Here is a 21,150-nt window from a genome sequence, read left to right on the forward strand (position 1 = left end):
AATTTTGAAGTGGAAAGCAGGGATACCGGTGCACATTAGGACGGAGACGAAAGAAGAGCTTGCCGAAGTATTTCGGCTTCATTATGAGGCGTTCGGCAAGCGGGAGAACGAGTCCAGGTTAGCGGAGCGGATCCGCCATTCCTCGGGATTTATCCCCGAGCTATCGCTCGTAGCGGAGCTGGACGGGAAAGTGGTCGGGCATGTGCTGATCAGTAAAGCGGAAGTGATCGAGCCGGTGACGGACAACCGCGCCGAAGTGCTGGTGCTCGCTCCGATCGGCGTTCATCCGGACTATCAGCAGCAAGGAGTCGGCGGCAAGCTGATTCAGGCAGGGTTCGAGAAAAGCCGGGCACTCGGCTATTCCCACATATTCCTGATCGGCCATCCGTCGTATTATCCGAGGTTCGGGTTCCGGCCGGCCAAGCCTCTCGGCTTCGAGCTCAAGCAGTTTCCGGTGCCGGAGAATGTGTTTATGGTGTACGAATTGCAGTCTGAAGGGAGCACACAGCCGATTCGAGGCGAGCTGCGATATCCGCAGGCTTTTATGGGATGAGCAACGGGACGTATGGCTACTAACCGAGCAGTTGCGCCAATCGCGAACAAGCCTCAAGCCGTCTCGGATCAAACTCCGCCCGACCGTAAGCATCCAGGAACCGATCGCCGTAGCGGTCGGTTTTCAAGTTGTAGCCGAGCGTCCACAGTCCCCAGTACAAGTCCCAATGCCGATCTCCGATGCCGCCGTAGTCCAAATCGAAAAACGCTCGAAACTGATAGTCCTCCATGATGATGTTGGGCAAACAGTAGTCGCCATGGATAATGACAAAGGAATCGCGCGGCGAGGGCTGTTCCAGCAACGCCAGTAGTCGGTTGTCCGCCTCCTGGAGCCCCTCCGGATGTTTATCCCCCGCCTCGCGCACCATCTCCGCCATCCGCTCGGGATACGGACACCCGGTAACCGGCAGCTCGTGCAGCATCCGCAGATGCCGGCCGAACGCTTCCGCCAGCCGGTCAGGATCGTCCCGATGGCCGCCGGACACGCCGTCTTCTCCTTCTGCCGCTTCCGATAGGAAATAGTCGAATTGGTCGTCCTGGACGTACGCGACAGCCTCCGGTGCCATCCCGTGCCCATGTAGAAAGCCCATCATCACATATTCTTTTTCCAGCGATCCTCGGGCACTGATTTTCAAAAAGGCTTTCCGTTCGCTACCTTGTACGAGATATGTTCGTGCCTGCTCGGAGCAACTGCTATCCTGAAAAACGGAGTCCCGAATCCATGGCTGCAGCTCCTGAGGCATCGTTGCGATGTCCACCTGTGCTTCGTGTCGCTTCATTATCACTCCACCTACTTTCCCAACACTGACTCAAGCATTCGTCTACTCCGTCGTCAAACCCTGCCGAATCGCCGGCCACGCTTGCATCGCCAATCCCCGTCTCTCCTGCAGTACCCCCACTATAGCACATCGAATGCCGCTCTCCCCGGAAAGTATCGTTATAAGGAATAGCTCCCTCAATTAACAAATATATTAATTTTTCGACTTAGCTCCATAGCCAAACCTGACATTGCCATGTAATATATAAGATAGAAGCCCTATAGTTTCGACAAACGGAAAGGTCTTTGTTCCTATGCAAATTTCACATTAGGGGGGAGCTTTGTGCTAAGGGAATGGATCCTGAATTTTGCTATCATTAGTGTCTTCGCCTTCCTGGTGGAGCCCTATTTGCTGCGCAAAGACGCGGTTGTCCGGTCGCAATGGCTGTACAAGCTGTATGTCGGAGCCCTTCATGGCGGGTTGGGCGTCATCTTGCTGTTCTTCAGCGTGACGGTCGACGCGCGCACCATGCTTAATTTCAGAGGCATCGCCTACTTGTTAGCTTCGTTCCTAGGCGGACCGATCTCGGCCATCGTCACGTATGGGGTTATTCAACTCGGGCGTCTGCTCGTCGAGGGCTGGACCCAGAGCTGGATCCAGATTGCAATCGGGATTACGGCGACGCTCGGAACCGGCTATTTGTTCGTCAAGCTGCCCACTTACAGAACCAAATGGATCGGCGGCTCCTTATTCTTGCTCTTGTACTTCTACATTGGCATCTGGTTGATCGGGTCCATCTCCTTCCACGCCGTCTGGCAATATATCGTCTACCAATTCGTTTTCGCCATGCTGATCGCCTTGTTCCTCCGGTACCTGATGGTCGCGCTCGACGACAAGCTCCGCATCCAGCAGCTCGAACAGGAGATGCTTGATATGCTGCGCACGCAGCCGGGGTTTATGTTCAAGTTTGTGCGTATAAAAGATCGTTTCACTTACGTCCTGGCCGAGGGCGAGCTGCTCGGACAGCTGAAGCTCGAGCCGAACGACTTGATCGGGCGATCGGTTGAGGACGTTTCCGGCTTCGATGTCAGCTTCGCCGAGCACCTGAACAAACAATACGAACGCGCCTGGTCCGGCGAACGAGTCACCTATGAGACCGACTTCCGAGGCTTCAACCTGCTCCTGACGCTTCAGCCGATTTTCCGCCAGGGGGCAGTGGACGCCGTCATCGGCAACGCCGTCGATATTTCGGAGCGCCGCCATGCGGAGCGGACCTTGCAGGTTAGCGAGGAGCGATACCGCCTGCTGGTCGAGAATTCGCAAGATTTTATTCTAAGCTTTGCGATTGATGGTCGGCTCACGTCGGTAAATCAGAAGTTTTGTCGGTTCACGGGGGAAACGCCGGACTCGCTGCTGGGCAGCGCGCTGCTGGACTGGGTGCCATTCGAGGAGGCGACGGCATGGGAAGACCATTTTACGCGGACGGTTCGTCTGCAGACGATGCAGCAGTTCGAGCTGACGCTGAAGCTGCCGGGACAGCCGCATCTGTCCACCTACACGGCATCGCTGGCACCGATTATCAGCGATAATCGGCGCACGATCGGAGTGACCGGCACGATTCACGATCAGACGGAGCTGAAGCGCCGCGAGGCAGCAGACGCCTCCAACCGGGCGAAGAGCCAGTTCCTGGCCCGCATGAGCCACGAGATCCGAACCCCGATCAACGCGATCATCGGCTTGAATTATTTACTCCAGCAAACCCCGTTGAGCGGCCAGCAGCAAGACTATCTGAGCAAATCGCTCCTGTCCGCGCAAAACCTGCTGACCTTGATCAATTCGGTACTGGACTTCTCCAAAGCGGAGGCGCACCGCATCGAGCTGGAGCGTATCGGCTTCGAGCCTCGAGCCTTGATCCACGATCTGCAGCATATGGTAGAGGACAAAATAAAGCTTAAGGGGCTTCGCCTCCAGCTCGAGCTGGCGCAGGATGTGCCCCGGGTGATGGTTGGAGACCCGTTCCGGCTGACGCAGGTGCTGCTCAATCTGACGCAGAACGCGATCAAATTCACGTCCATCGGCAGCATCACTGTGACCGTCTTATTGGAGGAGCGGCAATTGGACGGCATCACTCTACGCTTCGAAGTCCGCGATACGGGGATCGGCATGTCCGAGCAGCAGCAGCAGCATTTATTCGAAGAGTTCATGCAAGCCGATATGTCGACGACGCGGAAATATGGAGGTACTGGGCTAGGACTGGCCATCTCCAAAAATTTGGTCGAGCTGATGGGTGGAACGATTCAGGTGCAGAGCGAGCAGGGGCGGGGCAGCTGCTTTGCCTTCACGGTGAAGCTCGGGGTCGCGGATGTAGCTGAGGATACGGAGCGGTATAAGGAGTTGGAGCCGTTGGCCGGCGGGTGGCTGGAAGTTGCGGCAGCGGCGGCCCAGGAAGATCCAGGAGACAATACGGGCGTAGATGCAAATACCGAAGCTAACGCTAAAGCTGATGCTAATGCCAATGCTAGCGTGATACCGACACCGACAGCGCGAGCTCATGCTTCGCTAAACGGGGCCTCCATCCTGCTCGTTGAGGACAACGCGATCAATCAGCTAGTGGCGATGACGATTCTGGAGAGAATGGAAGCTCGCGTGGATGTGGCGGAGAACGGACAGGAAGCGGTCAGCCGGGTTGCCGATCGCACCTATGATGCGATTTTGATGGATTTGCAGATGCCCGTGATGGACGGTTACGAGGCGACGGAGCGAATGCGGCGGATGGCGCATCTGAACCAAACGCCGATCATCGCCATCACAGCGGAAGTGATGAACGGCATCCAGGAGCAGGTATTCTCGATCGGCATGAACGGCTATGTCACCAAACCTTTCGAGCCTGGGGAGCTGTTCCGTGTGTTGCAGGAAGCGATTCGCAGCCCCGACCAATCGCAAGCCGGCTAGAGCGAAATTCCGGGCTCTAGGGAATCGGCGCCCTTTTGTGGTAAAATAGAGGGGTACGATAGAAAGGTGGAGATGCGACATGTCCTATTCGTTCATTATTGAACCTAATACATACACAGCCTTCGAGGATGAGACCGATCAGTTGGACCAGTGCAAGAGCTGGGGCTTGCTGTCCGACAAGGCCGCCAAGACCAAAATATTCCTCTACAAAGGCAACGGAAAACAGCTGAATTGCAGCATTGTGGGTTATGTAGACGCTTATACCGCCGTCGTCTCCTTCGACAATGGGGACAAGCACTGCATCCACCCCGCTTTCCTCAAGGAGATGCAAGCGTCCACGTATGGCCAGCGCGCGGTGATCGGGATTGCGGCCGATAATTCCGGTGCAGCGGTCAACGGCGGAGGAGCCGAGTCGGAAGCTGCAGCGGTCAACGCGGCGCCGGGGGCGCCCGTGGAGGAAGCTCCGGCAGCGGTCAACGTGGCGGCGCCTGCACCGGTGGAGGAAGCTTCGGCAGCGGCACCCGAGGCAGCTCCGGCGCCAGGGAAACCTGCAGCGGCGGCGACGGCAGCTTCAAGCGCTGCTCCAGCCAAGGAGCCGGCGGCCGGCAAGAAGCCGAAGGCATCCGGCAAAGTCCAGCTCCCGGAGGAGAAGGTCAAGATGACGGCGGTCGTGAAGGAGTTTACAACAGTTCCGAATCACTTCGCCGACGAAGACGACGAGGTGATCATCTACGACGCGGTCGCGATCGTAGAGCCGGAGCTCGAGCTCGGCATGGCTTGGTCCAGCTACAGCGCTACGCTCAAGAAGCTGGAGCTGGAAGTCGGCGACTCGCTCACATTCGAGTGCAAGATCGTGGCCAAGAAGCTGACCAAACACCCTGTCCCTTACAAAATCAACAACCCTTCCCGGATTCAGAAGGTGTAGTCGGTCGGTCAGCCTAACGCGTTGCGTTCTCGCCACATATCAGGCCCCCGGGCCATCGGCCAAAACGCGCCGGTTGCTCCCCGATAGCATTTCCCATATCGCTATATCCCCGAAACCGCTCCGCTTGGAGCGGTTTTGTTGCGAATAAGATGATCCCGTAGTTACTGCTTAGCTCTCAGTCCACTTTATCTTGGCCTGTCTTCAGCGAAATTTCGAGATCCCCGACGTAAACCGCCTGCCCCCGGATTCGCACATCCATCCGCCCCTCCGCGTCGCGAGCGACCAACGCTTGAACACGACCGTCGCGACCGATTTCCTGGCCTTGCTCGATCAGCAGCTGCAGTCCGCCTTCGTCAGCGCCGGTCACCGCCCCCAAATAAGTCGCATAATAAGCGCCCATCACGCCGGAAGCGGTCCCAGTGACCGGATCTTCCACCGTCCCCGAGTAGGGTGAGGAGAAATGGCGGGCATGCATCTGCGCAGAGGGATCATACGTCTCCAAGCAGAACGGATGCAGCGAAGCTCGCGGCATCTCGGTCAGTAGCCCGGGGAACCGCGCATTACCCGGCTTCATCCTGCGGAACGCCTCCAGCGTGCGGACCGGCACCAGCAAAGTCCAGATACCGGTGCTGCCGTACACAATCGGGAGCGCCTTATCCAGATCGGCCTCCTCCAGGCCGATCGCCCCTGCCAGCTCGGCTGGCGAGCCGCCGAACGGCACGAATTGCGGCGGCGCCTGCTTCATCGTAATCCACCAGTCGTCCTCGCCGGCCCCCTGCTCGAGCCGGATCGGCAGCACGCCGGCCTTGGTCTCGATCGTCAACTCCTCCCGATCGCCAATTAGGCCGCGCGTCTTCAGCGCGTAGATCGTAGCCATCGTCGCGTGACCGCATAAATTCATTTCATGCCCCGGCGTGAAATACCGAATCCGCCAATCGGCCACCTCTGAGCGCACAAGGAACGAGGTCTCATTGAAGCCGACTTGTGCAGCGATGTCGAGCATTTCCGCTTCGGTGAACGCCTCCCCATCCAGCACAAGGCCGGCGGGATTCCCCTTGTTCGGCGTTCGCGAGAAAGCGTCGTAATGATGAACTGTCACCTTCCTGCTCAATCGCGATCACCTCCGCCATTCCCCAGTTGATCCACATACATCCGCAGCAATCCGGGCAAGTAGTCGTCGAGCTGCTCGAAGGTGAAGCCCAGTCCCGACGCCCGGGAAACTTCAAGCGTCCAGGAGCCTGGCAGCGTGTACGGCGATGTACTCGACGGCTCCGCCTCCCGCACGAACCGCGCGCCTGTCCCGACGCCTGCGATCGCTCGGATCCTCTCCAACAGCACCCGGTGCGTAATAAACCCGTACGAACCGGCATTGATCGGACCCGACCAGTCCGCTTCGCCCGCCCATTTCAAGAAAGAGGCAGCCTCCTCCGAGGAAATGAAAGCCAGGAAAGCGTCCGCATCCGCCACACCAATCTCCGCACCCGCACACACCCGCTCCACAAGAAACCGCAATCGGTTCGAATAGTCGTCAGGACCGATCACATAGGGGAACCGCACCGCCGTAACCGGCACCGACACCTGTTGGAACAAGTACGCCTCAGCTTCTCTTTTCGCCAGCCGATACCCTTCCATGCCGCCACGATAAGCCGCTCTGTCTCCTAGCGTATAGGCAAAACGAGCAGGATCGAAGTCAGCCTCTGTCTTCCCGATGCCCAGCTCGTACACCGCCATAGTCGACGTGAACACATACCGTCCGATGCGGCCGTTCACCGTCTCCCACACATCGGCTGCTTCCTTCGGCGCATAGCAGGTTTGGTCGTAAAGAATGTCCCACTCTCCGGTCTTCAGGGCGCTCCCCACGCTACTGCGATCCTGCCGATCCAGCTGAACGCGCCGAACCGCATCCCCGAACGGATCCTGGGTACGCCCCCTCGTCGCTATCGTGACGTCAGCGCCATCCTCCACCAGCTTTGCTACAAGCCTTTTGCCGAAAAACTGCGTGCCTCCCAGCACCAATACTTTCTTCTCCACGTATGCACCCCCTCAGCCATTTGTAAAATCAACCGGCGCTCAACGATCGCGAAACCGGTAAAGGATCGAATCTTGAATCGGCCGATAGCCGATGTCCATATATATTTTGTTCGACGTCGGATTCGCCAGATCGGTGTATAGGCTGCAGAAGCGGAAGCCCTGCTCCAGCAGCAGCTGGCTCAGCGAGGCTACACAGGAGGACGCGTAACCCATCTTGCGATGCTCCGGCGGCGTATAGACGATCGCGATGACGATGCCGTTCCGCGTCGGTCTCGACCGCTTCGCCATGCTCACGATGCCGGCTTCCGTGCGCCACAAGTAAATCGAGCGGCTGCGAATATCGTCCGCCGCTTTCTGCAAGGCAGCCTCCCGGGACAGCGCCTCGCCGACCGCCGCCGAGAAAGCGAACAGCCAGTCCGCAACCAACTGCTGATGCTCCGCTTCGGCGCACACGAGCTCGCCGGGGCCGACCATGCCAGGGCACACTTGATCGAGCCGATATATTTTTTGATTCATTTTCACAATCGCAATCTGTCTCGACTTCGCCGCCCAAGCCTTGGCAATCGCCTCGGAGGCTTCTAGAGGACCGACAATCCCAGGCAAGCTCCAGCCGGATTGCAGCACATGGGTCGTCAAACTAGCCGCCGATAGCGCCGCACTCCCATCGCCCTGAGCCGAAATGGAAGCTACAACGAGATTGATCGGATTGAGCAGCGCCGCCAGACAGAGGGCTCCCTCATCGTCTTCGACCGTCATCAAGACGTTCCCTTCCGCCGACTCGCCCCGCCGCTCTTTGTCCCGAAGCATGTATAGCAGACCCAGAATCAGGTTGTTCGCCGATTCATCACGCTCCAACGGTTCTTCCACGCGCTGCATAAAATGCCGCACCGATTCGTACTCGACGGTTGTCCGCATCCGGATCGCCTCCATGAATAAGTTGCGCTTTATTGTAAGCGAATGTCCGGAGAATGGCAATAGGAGCCCGGCGTCTCCTCGACACCAAGCTCCTATCAAGAGGATATTAGACCGATTGGAGTCGATCAGCACTCCGCGCCGGTCATTTCGTTCGTAAACATTCGTTTGTATTCCTGAGGCGTCAGCTTGACCGCGGATTGCGGCGCATAATGGATCTGCAGCGCGCGGCGGCGCTTCGGGGAGAAGTTCGGCGGCGTCCCATGATGCAGCAGCCCGGAGAAAATAAGCATCCCGCCCGGCTTGAGCGGCACCGCCACGTCTCGATTCACTTGGACCGCGACGTCGCACAGCTGCCAGTCTCGCACGGCATAGTGCGGAACCCCGCCTTCCCGATGGGAGTACGGGATCACATGCATGCAGCCGTTGTCCAGCTCCGCCGGGTCAAGCGCCATCCACAGGCCGATGACCGACTTGTCGTAAGCCAGCGGCCCGTACGCCATATCCTGGTGCCAAGGCTTCTCGGCGCCTCCGGTCGGCGGCTTCAGGATCGCTTGATCCTGTGCGAGCTTGGCCGGCTCTCCGAACAGCTTGGCCATCGCCTCCATGATGCCTTCCTTGTAGGCGATCGCGTGCAGCCGCGGCTCATGATCGATATAGTCGTACACCTTGCGCGCCGCCAGCTCGACCTCCTCCAGCGTGTGCAGCTCGCTTCTCGGCTTGACGAACTGCACCTTCGAGCCCTTCGAGGCTCCGGACAAAATATCCATCAGCGCCTCGATCGAGGTGCCGACCTCTTCCGGCGACAACGCCTCTTCCACGACCAAGTAGCCTTGCTCCCAGAACCTTCGCACATCGGCGTCCGTCAAATCTTCCAGTCGTCCGATCGGCTTTTCCTCGAATTGGTCATACCGATACATGTTGGTTGCTATGTTCTGCGCGAGCTGCACTTCATCTTCATTTTCGTAAGCATACAACGTCTTTTGCGTCTTGCTCATGGCCCATCCCCCCGCTAGAATCAATATATTTCATAGCTCTAGCTTACAGGCTGGCCGCGGTCGGTGAACATAGAGCGAGCTTGCAATCCTTTGTACTCAAACGGCTATTGGCGCCTCTTCAGGGGATGGGATTGGGGCGGGTCCGATTTCAGCGAAAAGGCGGAAGGCGGCTCCCCGAACTGCTTCTTGAACTGCTTGCTGAACAGGAAAATGGAAGCATACCCAAGCGCGTCCGACACCTGCGACACATTCATCGTCGTCTCTGTAAGCAAATGTTTGGCTCGCTGGAGCCGGATCCGGGTGATGTATTCTTTGACGGATGTGCCGGTGTATTGCTTGAAAATTTTGTTCATATACGCGGGGGTTAGCCCGACGAGCTCGGCCAGTTCCTCATGCGGCAGGCGACGACCGCCCTCCTCTTGAATCCGATGCATGATGCGAGAGACCGCTTGCCGCTGCTTGTGCGACAGAGCCGACGCTGTGTCGGACGACTGCCGCCTGGAACGATACATTCGGATCAGCACCTGCTTGATCGCGCTGTCGAATTCCTGCTCCGACCACGCATCCTGCTGGTAACGGCAATCCAGCGCCTGGTGCAGCAGCCGCTCGAACTCCGCCGTATCCTCGATGTAGGCGACTCGCTCAGGCAACAGATCGGGTGTGATCGTGCTTCGCTCTTTCCCCAGCGTGTACACGTCGAAATGGATGAAAATAACGGTCAACCGATGCTCTAGATCCTGCTCGGCGGAAGGTTTGTCGCCCGGATGCACGAGAAAGCACGCGCCTGGACGGATCGGGTGGACTTGGCCGTTCAGCCTCATTTCGCCGCGGCCGGCTACAACATACCAGAGGTCGTAATCGCCGAGCGGCGCGGGATTCCAGTTCCAGCCGACCTCGCAGCGGGCGATGCCGGAATTTTGATTGTTTTGTAGCCCAAAGTTCATCAAGGGATCTTCTCCCCTCTCAAGCATGGTGTAGGTTACTCCTATTATACAGGCAGACGGCGGCAGGCACGCGAATTTTTGCATGGCGGCGGAAACGCTTGTCTAGCGCTGGGACGCCCCCTATACTGAGGGGGAATGGAAACCTTATCTTGGAGGCTGTTATGAAAATTTATATGATCCGCCACGCCGAACCGGATTACCCGAACCATACGATTACCGCTCCCGGCCACCTGGAAGCCCAAGCGCTTGCCGAACGGCTGAGCCGGACGAAGCTTGACCGGATCTACAGCTCGCCGCTCGGGCGGGCGAAGCACACGATGCAATATACGGCGGACAAGGTCGGCATGGAGCCGGTCATTTTGCCTTGGACGACCGAGCTCGACGGTGTGCGCATCGACAACGCCGCCGGCGAGTCCGTTGTCGCTTGGAACGCCGACAGCACTTGGGTGCGCGAGCATCGGCCGTACCCTTCGAGCGAAGACTGGCAGCACAAGGCGCCGTTCAATACCCCGCAAATCAATGAGAAATACCGGGATATCCAGACGAATTCGGACCGCTTCTTCGAGGAGAACGGCTATAAGCGCGAAGGCGGCCGCTATAAAATCGTGGAGCGCAACCCCGATACGATCGCGATGTTTTGCCACCTCGGCTTCGGGCTCGCTTGGCTATCGCATCTGCTGGAGCTGCCGCTCCCGATGGTGTGGGCCGGCTTCTGGATCGCGCCAAGCTCGGTGACGACCATCGTCATGGAGGAGCGTTCGCACGGCTGGGCGGTGCCGCGTTGCTATGGCGTCGGCGATGTCGGCCATCTGTATCAAGCCGGCTTACCGATCAGCCAGGCGGGGCTGACCGCCGACAATATCGATTGATGAAGAAGCTCCCGCCGGTCAGGATGGGGGCTTTCGTTTTTTTCCACAAATGCGGTTGATACATTTCTCTTTTTCCCATAAAGTCGTATCGGTGGAGCCAGCCTTATACTGAATTCATAGTAGCATGAGATTGCGCAAATAAAGGAGCTGGCAGACACTATGAAAATCGGCATTCCCCGGGAAATGAAGAGCAATGAAAATCGCGTGGCGCTTACCCCTAACGGAGCGGCGGCTTTGCAAGCAGCAGGACATCAAGTGTACGTCGAGCGGCAGGCCGGTGCGGGCAGCGGATTCGGCGACGAGGCGTATGTGGCGGCAGGGGCGATTGTTGCGGCTACTGCTGAAGAAGTATGGACGGCTGCCGATATGATCATGAAGGTCAAGGAGCCGCTGCCGGAGGAGTATCGTTTTTTTCGCGAAGGGCTGATTCTGTTCACTTATCTCCATCTGGCTGCCGATCCGGGGCTTGCTAACGCATTGACTGCCTGCGGGGTGACAGCGATTGCCTATGAGACGGTGGAAGTGAACCGGACGCTGCCGCTGCTCGTTCCGATGAGCGAGGTCGCCGGGCGGATGGCGGCGCAGATCGGTGCGCAATACTTGGAGAAGCCGAATGGCGGCAAAGGGATTTTGCTCGGCGGCGTCCCAGGCGTTCGTAAAGGAAAAGTGACAATCATCGGCGGCGGCGTCGTCGGCACGAATGCCGCCAAGATCGCTGTTGGTCTCGGTGCGAACGTCACGATGATCGATGTGAGCCCTGTTCGTCTGCGCGAGCTCGACGATCTGTTCGGTACGCAGGTGCAGACGCTGATGTCGAACCCGGCGCATATCGAAGCGGCCGTGGCGGAAGCGGATCTCGTCATCGGCGCGGTGCTCATCCCGGGCGCACGGGCGCCGAAGCTCGTCAGCGAGGCGATGGTCAAGCGGATGGCGCCGGGTTCGGTCGTGATCGACGTGGCGGTCGACCAGGGCGGCGTCATCGAGACGATCGACCGCGTCACGACGCACCAGGAGCCGACGTACGTGAAGCATGGCGTCGTTCATTATGCCGTGGCGAACATGCCTGGCGCGGTGCCCTATACGTCCACACTGGCGCTCACCAATGTGACGTTGCCTTATGCGCTGCAGATCGCGGGGTACGGCATCGGCGAGGCTTTGAAGCGGAGCGCGCCTTTGACGGCGGGGCTTAATACTTGCGGCGGAGCGGTTACGCATCAAGCGGTGGCCCGTGATCTCGGGATGCCGTACGTGCCGGCTGACCGGGCGTTGGAACGGCTGCTGGTAGGGTGAAGACGGATATGTCTGGCGTGAGGTCCGGCAGCGGCTATCGGCAAACCTGGGCGGAGGTGTCGCTGCAGGCGATTGCTGAGAATACGCGTGCGTTCAAATCTATTCTGGCCGGGAATGGGGGCCGTTGTCAGTTGATGGCGGTCGTGAAGGCGGATGGCTACGGCCATGGCGCGGTGCAGACGGCGATGGCGGCGATGCGGGGTGGAGCGGACCGCCTGGGCGTCGCCTTCGTCGACGAGGCGATCGCCCTGCGCGACGGAGGCGTCGAGGCGCCGATCCTGGTCCTGGGCTACACGCCGCCCGAAGCTATTGCGGCGGCGGTGGAGCATAATGTGGCCGTGACCGTATTCACGGCGGAAGGGGTGAAGGCGGCGGCGGCAGCCGCAGAGCGTCTTGGTATACCCGCCGCCCTTCATCTGAAGGTCGATACGGGGATGAACCGGCTTGGAGTCCGGTCGGCGGAGGAGGCTTTGGAGCTTGCTTTGCTGGCCGTTGCCACGTCCCCTTCTTGGCTCAAGCTCGAGGGGGTGTTTACCCACTTCGCGCAAGCCGACCGCCCGGATACCGAGTTTACTCGGCGGCAGTTCGACCGTTTTATGGAGGTCATTCGGTTGTTGGAGGGTCATGGCATCTCGATCCCTCTGCGGCATTGCTGCAATACGGACGGCACGGCGAGTTATCCGGAGATGCATCTCGACATGGTGCGCGTCGGGATCGGGCTTTATGGAGGCGGAGCGGGAGCGGCACCTGTTCTCAAGTCCAGGCTGAGGGCTACGATGTCGCTACGATCAAGGATCAGCGCGCTGATCCAGCTGGATTCGGGTGAGAGCGTTGGTTATGGCTGCGCGTACGTGGTCGATCGGCGCAGCATCCTTGCCGTTCTGCCTATCGGCTATGCGGACGGGCTGTCGCGCAGCCTGTCCAATCGAGGGACGGTTGCCGTCGCCGGGGGATTCGCGCCGGTCCGCGGCCGAGTGTGCATGGACCAGATGATGATCGATGTAACGGACTTGCCGGACTCTGTCGTGGGGGATGAAGCGGTGATCTTCGGTGATCCCCGGAAAGGTGTTCCTGGTGCGGACGATATCGCCGTCTTGTTGGGGACGATCGATTATGAAGTGTTCTGCTCTGTCAGCAAGCGAGTTCCACGCGTTTATGTAGATTAGTCTTCATTTTCGCCGACGATTCCGAAAGCGATTGCACAAATTTCGAATATCGCTACAATTAGGACTAGGAAACTTGCTGCGAGGAGAACGACTACTAGTGGACGCCCATCCTTTTGACCGGCCCTTCGAGAGCCTCGAAGCGCTGGCCGATACGATATACGAAGTGCTGCGCTGCCCCGTCACGATCGAGGACGCCAATCACCGCCTGCTGGCGTACAGTTCCCATGACACGGAGACCGATCCGGCGCGGACCGCGACGATTATTAGCCGCCGTGTGCCCGAGCAAGTCATCAGCGGCCTGTGGGCATGCGGCGCCATCCCGAAGCTGATGAGCGGCGACGAAGCCGTCCGGATCTCCTCGCTTGACGATGTGGGCCTAGGCGACCGGGTGGCGGTGGCGATCCGCCAGAACGAGGAGACGCTCGGCTACATCTGGCTGCTCGATGTCCATGGACGGTTGGATGAGTCCGGCCTCCGGCAGCTGCAGGCGGCGGCTCAAGCCGCCAAGGTCAAGCTGCTCCAGCTGCGCCAGTCGAGGCACAAGGAAGCCGAGGAGCGCGAGGAGCTGTTCTGGCAGCTGCTGACCGGGCATTACAAACCGGATGTGGCCCATCACAGCCGAACCCATGCGCCTGGCATCACGCTGCCGCCCCAATCGGCCGTGGTGCTGTTTCACTTGCCCGCCGGCCTCGAGCGCGCCGCCAAACAGCAGCTACACTACTTGCTCACGACGACTCAACGTGTCCGCATCCTGCTGCATGTTTTCGCGAGGGACCAGTTGATCGCACTTGTCGCTCCGTCACGGGACAAGGGAGACCTGCACGGGGATTCCGTCGAGTTTGTGCATACGTTTTCCCGGCTCGTGAAGGAGCGCTTCCAGTTGGCCCCCCTCTGCGCCGCTGTCGGCAGCCTCGTGGAGGGATACGCCTCGATCCCTGCGAGCTACCAGCGTGCGCAAGCGATCGTGAAGCTCAAGCTGCAGTTTCCCGATGCGCTCGCGGGCGTGCTGGAGTACGAGGAGCTGGGCTATTATCGCTACATGCCGGCGATGCTCGAGCAAGCGAAGGCGCTGCACGTCCCGCATCGCAGTTTGCGCAAGCTGCAGGCGTACGACGCCGAGCACGACAGCGGGCTCACCGCGACATTGCGCGCTTTTCTCGCCCACAACAGCCATATCAAAGAAACCGCCGAAGCGCTGCACGTTCACGTGAATACGCTCACGTACCGCTTGAAGCGGATTGCAGAGATCGGCGGAATCGACTTGGACGATATGGATCAGAAGGTTTCGCTGTACTTGGAGATGAAGATCGGCGCGTATTTGCGGGACTCGGATTAAATAACGCTGCGCCATAACCCTATTTGCCGTTGAAACCTAACATGGCCCAGAATAGAGTGATGGCATAGCGCTATTTGTCCTGAAACCTGCAGTTTAGACGGTAGTGTCAAGTAGTTTGTGTAATTGATCTTTAAGGGTTGTAGGGATATCCATTGGGACAATGGATATCATTGGTTTTCAAGGTTCAGGGGGGATCCCCCCTGAAAAATTTCCCTTTCATTTCCAATTGAAGAAGTGCATTTTCGGCGGTGACGGGGGTGCCGTTCTCAGGCTTGCTTGGGATACTTCTTCTCAAACAAGAGCTGCAAGGCTTCTTTCGTGTCGGGATCGCCGAACCCTCGGATGACGCGGTTGCTCCAGCGCTCGTTATACGCCGTGGCTTCCAGGTACACGATCTTCTCCGCCGCATCCATACTGGTGAGGCTGTTCATCGGTCGGAGCCGCTTTCGGATTTCTTTGTTCATGCGCTCGATCGGGTTCGACGTGTAGATCGCATACCAAATCATCGGCGGATAATCATAAAAGCGTAGCAATACGGACAACTGGCTCTCCCAGGATTCCATTTCCTTCGGGTACAGTTTCCCCCATTTCGCCTTGACCACATCGAAGTTGGCCAGGGCCACCTCTCGATCCAGCGCGTGGTACACGCTCTGCAGATCGGTCACCATATCCGCCTTGTCCTTGTCGCGGATTTTCGGCAGCGTGTTGCGCATTTTATGCGTGATACAGCGCTGGACGTCCGCTTTCGGGTACGTTTCTTTAAAGGCTTCTTCCAGTCCGGCCAACCCATCGAATACGCCGAGCAGCACTTCGTGGACCCCTCGGTCGTAGAGGTCTCGCAGCACGTCTCGCCAGCCATACGCGCTTTCCTGGCCACCCACGCTGAAGCTGAGAATCTCGCGGTGCCCGGCTTCATCGATCCCCATGGCGATGTAGATCACTTCGCTGGCGACCGTTTGCCGCCTCAGCTTCACATACATCCCATCCAGATAGATGACCGAGTACCGCTTCGCCAGCGGCCGTTGTTGCCAGGCGGCGATATCGTCGACTATCGTTCCGGTGATATTACTGATCGTTGTGGGCGAGTACTGGCCGCCAAACATTTTTTCGATGAAGGCGGCGATATCTCGGGTGCTCATCCCGCCTTTGTACATGTGGATGATCGTGTCTTCCAGCCACGCTTCCCGCCGTTGGTACGGTTCGAACAGCTCCGTCTGGAAGTGACCTTGGCGGTCCCGCGGGACCTGCAAATCGCTAATCACACCGTGCCGCGTTTCCCAGGTGCGGGGATAGTAGCCGTTTCGGCTATTCGCCACATCCGGCTCCTCCACCTGCAAATAGTTTTTAATCTCCTCCTTCATCAACGTCTCCATCTTCTCTTTCAGAAAGCTTAGCATCGTTTGTTCGAGTAGCTCCGCAAACGGGTTTTGTTGTATACTTGTCATGAGTAGGGTTCCTCCTTCGTGGCTTTCGCAATCCCAAGGATACCCTACTTTTTTGTCGTCTGCTAGACTCCCCCGCTTACACATACTATTTTACGCCGTCAGTTAGACCCGTGCGGACTCGAAATAAGGTGATTTCGTAACGCTAGTTCTGCTCAACTCGGCGGTTCGGCGGAAATAGAGTGATTTCGTAGCGTTATTCTTTCGATGAAGGATGGCTCGCGACTCATGACGCTGCTTGCTTCACTCTGCTGCCCTGGAGTCGGGTCAATCCGCCAACCGCTCCCGAATCGAGAGCTTTAATTACGGTCTCCTGATTCGTTTTCAGATCGATCACGCGGATGCTGCGATAATACTGGTTCTCCACCGCGTCGTAATCGTCGTGCAGCTCATATTTGTACCCCCCATTGACAAAGGACAAGCTGTTCAAGTCCAGCCCCGCATTCATCGCTCCCCCGCCGCGCAAATACCGATAATATTCGAAGCTCCCCCAAGAGTCCGCCGTCTTCCCTCCGGGATACTCCAGCTCTACATTTTCGTGTTTGCCATACCGGTAGACGATGTAGCTGGGATTGCTGGAGACGCACACCGAGAGCAGCTTTTGATTTTCCGCGCGGAAGCCGAAGTAAGGCGTTTCTTCTTTGTAACAAAGATGACCGGCGCTTATGAACTTGGAGTTGCGTCCCTCGAACGTCTGTGAGTAAGTTCCTTCCACGATTACGCCAGCACCAAAATAGGGCACTTCATCCCGATTGGTCGTCACCTTCAACTTCCCATTCTCGAACAGCAGCTCCAGCTTGAACTTGTCATCGGTAACTACAGCCTTGTTTCCGGTAAGCGGAGCTTGGCTGGCAGGAATTTCACCGAAATGAGCGTCCCGTTTTCCGGATTCATGACTCTCATAGCTTCCAGTGAAAAAACAACCGCCTGTCCTTCCACTTTGAGAATATAGATCTTGGACGCAATGTGATCGTTATTCAGCTCCGAGCTCCATTCCCCCACCCAATCCTCCGGCGTCCAGGCTGAAGTTTGCGGGACCGGATTAGCCGTTGCAGCAGGAGTTGGAGTTGGAATTGGAGTTGGAGTTGGAGTTGGAATTGGAGTTTGCGTAGCAGCAGTTGGTGTAGCAGCTATGGGAGCACTGGTTACACTTGGAGCGGGCGTTACTGAAGGTGCAACAGCAGCACCGCTAGTGCTCGGACTACCTATAGCAGCCTTCGGCGACTCACTCGGCACGTTTGGTACCGCCGTCTCTTCGCAGCCGCTTACTACCACAATCCCCGCAAGAAACAAAACCAGCCAACCTTTTCTCATCCGACCGACGATCTCCTTTACCCTTTACAAAATCTTGCTCAGCTGCTTCTGGCTGGCCGGCTCGAGCCGCTCGACGCTTGGAATCTCGCAGCGGTTGCCGTCCAAGTCCGAGAGCAGAATCCGATCCGCCCCGATCATCTGCACATGCTCGTGGAGGTTGCGCATCGACAGCTTGATCGGACCGAGCGATGTCTCCAGCTCCCACACCCACATGCCCGGGTACTGCTTGATCTTGACGATGCGAGTCACGGTCGGGATCAAATACCGGAGGCGAAGCTCCGTCCGCACCTCCGCCTGGCTCGCCGGATCCAGATCGGACAGCCGCTCGAGAATGCCGATCTCCTCGCCCTTAGGCTGCCGCACGGACAAATATTGCTCGCTCTTCGACAGCGGGTATGTCCGATACAACAACACCTCTGGATAAGACACTCCCTTGTACTCCATGCCCAGCATGCCGCCGGGCCGGCGGACGAAGCGGACTTCGTCCGGGGTCAACAACTCGATCTCGTAGCTTATTTCCTGCGCCTCGGCAGCCTGCTCGCCAGCACCTTCCCCGACCGCTTGCTCTACCTCAGCCGATCCGCCGGTACTCGTCTGATTCGTCTCCATCTAAGCTTGCACCCCTCTGATCTTCGACATTTCCTTCTGCGCCTCCACCAGCTTGTAGTAGACGCCTTTCTTGTCCAGCAGCTCCTCGTGCGTTCCCGACTCGGCGATGCCGCCCTTGTCGAGCACGACAAGCCGATCCGCCTCGCGCAGGGTAGACAGCCGGTGCGCGATCGCGAACGTAGTGCGGCCCTTCACGAGCCGGGCGATCGCCTGCTGGATCTGCCGCTCGGTCTCGGTATCGACCGACGCGGTCGCTTCGTCGAGGATGAGGATGCGCGGGTCGTGCACGATGGCGCGAGCGATCGCGATGCGCTGCTTCTCCCCGCCCGAGAGGCGGTGGCCGCGCTCCCCGACGCGCGTATCGTAGCCGTCCGGCATCCGGACGATGAAGTCATGCGCATTGGCGATCTTCGCCGCCCGCATAATGTCCAGCGGCGTCGCATCCGGCTTGGAGTAGGCGATGTTCTCGGCGACCGTGCCGTCGAATAGGAACGTCTCCTGCAGCACGACGCCGATCTGCTTGCGCAGGCTCACCTGATCGATCCCGCGAAGGTCGACGCCGTCAACAGTGATCGAGCCTTGATCCGGGTCATAGAACCGGCAGATCATATTGATCATCGTCGACTTGCCCGCCCCGGAATGGCCGACCAATCCGATCATCTCGCCTGGCTCAACTTGCAAACTCACATTCTTCAATACCGGGTGATGCTTTTCATAACCGTAAGTTACCCCGGCAAGCTCCACACGTCCTTCGACGCGCGGGATCGATACGGCGTTCTTGGCCGTCGGCACCTCGGAAGGCGTATCCATAATCTCAAACACCCGGTCGGCGGCGGACAGCGCGCGGCTCATCCAGTTGATCGCCTGGCTGAACCACTGCAGCGGGCCGAAGAACATGCCCAGATAGGCGACGAACGCCATCAAGGTTCCAAGCGTCAATTCGTCCCGAATGACGTTCCAACCGCCGAAATACCAGACAAGCAGCGCACCTGAAGTGGTGATCAAAGCGAACACCGGGAAAACGCCCTGCCAGATGCCTTCCATCTTAATCGTCTGTTCCACCAGCGTGCCGTTCGCGTCCCGGTACCGATCCTTCTCGGTATACTCCTGGCCGAACGCCTTGACGACCCGAATGCCTTGCAGGGCGTCGCCGACCAGCATATTGATTTTGTTCACCGCGCGCCACTGGCGATACCAGCGGTTGCGGATCGAGGGCCAGATCGTCATCGAGGCGATGATGATGAGCGGTGTCGGCAGCAGCGCGAGCAGCGTCAGCTTCCAGCTCAGGCTCGCCATGACGCTGATGATCGCGACGAGCATAAGCACCTGCCCGGTGATCCAGATGACGCCGTCCGTCAGAAACTGGCGCATCGCTTCGGTATCGCTGTTGATGCGTCCGATAAACTGCGACGTCTGCCTTCGGTCAAAAAAACTTAACGACAAGTTCATCAGCGCCTGATACGTATCTTTGCGGATATCGCCCATAATTTTGCTGCCGACCCAGACGCCGATATAGCCTCTAGCCGTCTGCATCGCGGAGAGCATCACCCGTGTCCCCGCCAAGCCGATTACAAGCCAGAAGAGTGCGTGGCCGATCGATTTCACTTGGAGCACATCATCGACGATAATTTTGGTCAAATAAGGCGGAACCAGCTCCATCAGCGTCGCCAGGATCATGAGAATAGCGGCGGAAACCATACTTCTTTTGTAAGGATTGGCATACCCGAGCAGCCGGGTGATCACTTTGCCCTGATCGGTACAAGTAGAGCACAAATTCGTGCCCTCCGTTAGTCGGCTGTTGCATGTCGGGCAAAACCGCGGAATGTCCTTGGCCGAAGGAACCGGCAGCTCCTCTTCTTTCAGCACCGCCTGAATCAGCTTGACCACGAAGCCCATCCGCCCGTTATGAACCGATGTGTATCGCGCCAAGGCAACAGGACCTTCCTCCGTATCCGCCACCAACACGCCGCCGCCAATCGAAGAAACCGTCCGCACTTCCTTCACCTGCGCCATATCCAGCCGACTCGACAATTGGTTCGCAAGCCGAACTTCGATCCGATCCGCAAACACTTGGACTTCCCCATCCACCGGCTGCCCCTCGGATCCGATGTCGTATGGCACGACCAGCAGCGGTTCTCCAACACTTCCAGCTCCAGGTGTACCTGCAGCATGAACATTCGCTTTCCGTTCCGCATCCTTCACAGCTTCTTTTTCCAATACCGGCATTCCGCACCTCATCCCATCTGTTTCTATTCGTTAGAACAGTTGTTCGACACATGTGTTCTATTCTACATGAACTTGGAAAATCGAGGTAGATGGTTTCCTTGGAAAATTTATATAAAATCAAAGCTTCCTGTAAATGAAAAAAAGCCTGTCCAAAAGGACAAGCTCTCGCCGATGTCGATCCGTTACTCCACCTCGGGGGTGAAGGAGCGTTTGGACAGCTCGGCGTCCAGCATATAGAAGGCGTTGCTGTCGTTGTCGATGCGCCGCAGCTTCTGGATGATGCTGTCGAACGTCGACTCTTCCTCCACCTGCTCATTGATGAACCATTGCAGGAAGTTCATCGTGGCATGCTCGCGTTCCGTCCAAGCGACATCCGACAGTTCATAGATGCGCTTCGTCACGCTCTGCTCATGCGAGAAGGCGTGCTCGAACGTCTCGAGCAGCGAGGAATAATCGTTCTGCGGGTTGTCCATCCCGCTTACAACCGCGCGCCGCCCCAATCGGTTGATGAAGTGGAAAATCTTCATCGCGTGGAACTTCTCTTCCTCCGACTGGACGATGAAGAAGTTCGCGAAGCCGTCGTAGCTTTCCGAGGAGCAGTAAGCCGCCATTGCCAAGTACACCTGAGAAGAATAAAATTCGTAATTCATCTGCTCGTTCAGCTTGTCGAGCAATCGTTGGCTAACCATAGTGATGCACCTCCTTTTTACTCATTTTAAAGAAGCCCCCTCAACATGTAAAATGGTTGGGTCGTGAATGACGACAGGAACGCCGTCCTTGTTAACTCCCCTCCCCTGTGGTATAAAGGCCGGGAAGAAGAAGGAAA

General features: G+C 57.9%; 19 protein-coding genes. 7 read left to right on the forward strand and 12 right to left on the reverse strand.

Annotated elements, in window-relative coordinates; translation table 11 throughout:
• The first annotated feature begins 4 nt into the window (after positions 1-4).
• Positions 5-553 carry a GNAT family N-acetyltransferase gene (locus PKO02S_RS00745; protein WP_281280393.1) on the forward strand — a complete coding sequence of 183 codons (549 nt, stop codon included), beginning with the start codon at positions 5-7 and terminating at the stop codon, positions 551-553.
• Positions 554-572: 19 nt separating this feature from the next.
• Here the strand turns inward: PKO02S_RS00745 and PKO02S_RS00750 are convergent, their stop codons facing one another.
• Positions 573-1,331, reverse strand: coding sequence for an aminoglycoside 3'-phosphotransferase (locus PKO02S_RS00750; RefSeq protein WP_127578993.1), 759 nt, complete (start codon positions 1,329-1,331; stop codon positions 573-575).
• A gap of 321 nt (positions 1,332-1,652) precedes the next feature.
• Between PKO02S_RS00750 and PKO02S_RS00755 the strand changes: the two genes are divergently transcribed.
• Both PKO02S_RS00755 and PKO02S_RS00760 read left to right on the forward strand, forming a co-directional pair.
• The gene (locus tag PKO02S_RS00755; protein WP_127578994.1) at positions 1,653-4,262 is read left to right on the forward strand and encodes an ATP-binding protein; all 2,610 of its coding nucleotides are present in this window, start codon (positions 1,653-1,655) and stop codon (positions 4,260-4,262) included.
• Between the two features lie 79 nt (positions 4,263-4,341).
• The gene (locus PKO02S_RS00760; RefSeq protein ID WP_127578995.1) at positions 4,342-5,187 is read left to right on the forward strand and encodes a hypothetical protein; all 846 of its coding nucleotides are present in this window, start codon (positions 4,342-4,344) and stop codon (positions 5,185-5,187) included.
• A gap of 175 nt (positions 5,188-5,362) precedes the next feature.
• On the opposite strand, the gene PKO02S_RS00765 is transcribed toward PKO02S_RS00760, so the two are convergent.
• The 5 genes from PKO02S_RS00765 to PKO02S_RS00785 form a co-directional block, all read right to left on the reverse strand.
• Entirely contained in the window at positions 5,363-6,298 is a 936-nt protein-coding gene (locus PKO02S_RS00765; RefSeq protein ID WP_127578997.1) for a PhzF family phenazine biosynthesis protein, read from the reverse strand.
• The gene (locus PKO02S_RS00770) at positions 6,295-7,218 is read right to left on the reverse strand and encodes an NAD-dependent epimerase/dehydratase family protein (RefSeq protein ID WP_127578999.1); all 924 of its coding nucleotides are present in this window, start codon (positions 7,216-7,218) and stop codon (positions 6,295-6,297) included. The genes PKO02S_RS00765 and PKO02S_RS00770 overlap by 4 nt, the downstream gene beginning before the upstream one ends.
• A 39-nt stretch (positions 7,219-7,257) precedes the next feature.
• Complete coding sequence (locus tag PKO02S_RS00775) at positions 7,258-8,133, reverse strand: GNAT family N-acetyltransferase (protein WP_164821222.1); 876 nt, start codon at positions 8,131-8,133, stop codon at positions 7,258-7,260.
• A 125-nt stretch (positions 8,134-8,258) separates the two neighbouring features.
• Positions 8,259-9,128, reverse strand: coding sequence for a phytanoyl-CoA dioxygenase family protein (locus PKO02S_RS00780; RefSeq protein WP_127579003.1), 870 nt, complete (start codon positions 9,126-9,128; stop codon positions 8,259-8,261).
• A 104-nt stretch (positions 9,129-9,232) separates the two neighbouring features.
• Complete coding sequence (locus PKO02S_RS00785; RefSeq protein WP_164821223.1) at positions 9,233-10,072, reverse strand: AraC family transcriptional regulator; 840 nt, start codon at positions 10,070-10,072, stop codon at positions 9,233-9,235.
• A 161-nt stretch (positions 10,073-10,233) separates the two neighbouring features.
• On the opposite strand from PKO02S_RS00785, the gene PKO02S_RS00790 reads away from it, so the two are divergent.
• The 4 genes from PKO02S_RS00790 to PKO02S_RS00805 all read left to right on the forward strand — a co-directional run bounded on the left by PKO02S_RS00790 (position 10,234) and on the right by PKO02S_RS00805 (position 14,733).
• Complete coding sequence (locus PKO02S_RS00790; protein WP_127579006.1) at positions 10,234-10,941, forward strand: histidine phosphatase family protein; 708 nt, start codon at positions 10,234-10,236, stop codon at positions 10,939-10,941.
• A gap of 159 nt (positions 10,942-11,100) precedes the next feature.
• Positions 11,101-12,231 (forward strand): alanine dehydrogenase, encoded by a 1,131-nt coding sequence (ald, locus tag PKO02S_RS00795; protein ID WP_127579008.1) that lies wholly within the window; start codon positions 11,101-11,103, stop codon positions 12,229-12,231.
• 8 nt (positions 12,232-12,239) lie between these two features.
• Entirely contained in the window at positions 12,240-13,397 is a 1,158-nt protein-coding gene (alr, locus tag PKO02S_RS00800; RefSeq protein ID WP_127579010.1) for an alanine racemase, read from the forward strand.
• 97 nt (positions 13,398-13,494) lie between these two features.
• Positions 13,495-14,733: a PucR family transcriptional regulator gene (locus PKO02S_RS00805; RefSeq protein WP_127579012.1), complete on the forward strand. Its 1,239-nt coding sequence runs from the start codon at positions 13,495-13,497 to the stop codon at positions 14,731-14,733.
• 266 nt (positions 14,734-14,999) lie between these two features.
• Here PKO02S_RS00805 and PKO02S_RS00810 read toward each other — a convergent pair whose 3' ends face one another.
• The 6 genes from PKO02S_RS00810 to PKO02S_RS00835 all read right to left on the reverse strand — a co-directional run bounded on the left by PKO02S_RS00810 (position 15,000) and on the right by PKO02S_RS00835 (position 21,013).
• Positions 15,000-16,178, reverse strand: a complete 1,179-nt coding sequence (locus tag PKO02S_RS00810) for an IS256 family transposase (protein WP_127579014.1) — start codon at positions 16,176-16,178, stop codon at positions 15,000-15,002.
• A 223-nt stretch (positions 16,179-16,401) separates the two neighbouring features.
• Positions 16,402-16,938, reverse strand: a complete 537-nt coding sequence (locus PKO02S_RS00815; protein WP_127579016.1) for a hypothetical protein — start codon at positions 16,936-16,938, stop codon at positions 16,402-16,404.
• A gap of 53 nt (positions 16,939-16,991) precedes the next feature.
• Positions 16,992-17,489 (reverse strand): hypothetical protein, encoded by a 498-nt coding sequence (locus PKO02S_RS00820; protein WP_127579018.1) that lies wholly within the window; start codon positions 17,487-17,489, stop codon positions 16,992-16,994.
• A gap of 24 nt (positions 17,490-17,513) precedes the next feature.
• Complete coding sequence (locus tag PKO02S_RS00825) at positions 17,514-18,098, reverse strand: DUF1854 domain-containing protein (RefSeq protein ID WP_127579020.1); 585 nt, start codon at positions 18,096-18,098, stop codon at positions 17,514-17,516.
• The gene (locus PKO02S_RS00830; protein ID WP_127579023.1) at positions 18,099-20,324 is read right to left on the reverse strand and encodes an ABC transporter ATP-binding protein; all 2,226 of its coding nucleotides are present in this window, start codon (positions 20,322-20,324) and stop codon (positions 18,099-18,101) included.
• 182 nt (positions 20,325-20,506) lie between these two features.
• On the reverse strand, positions 20,507-21,013 hold the full coding sequence (locus PKO02S_RS00835) for a ferritin (RefSeq protein WP_127579025.1): 507 nt from the start codon (positions 21,011-21,013) through the stop codon (positions 20,507-20,509).
• Between the last annotated feature and the right edge of the window lie 137 nt (positions 21,014-21,150).

Origin of the sequence: Paenibacillus koleovorans NBRC 103111 (assembly GCF_004000845.1) — a bacterium.
GTDB lineage: Bacteria > Bacillota > Bacilli > Paenibacillales > NBRC-103111 > Paenibacillus_AA > Paenibacillus_AA koleovorans.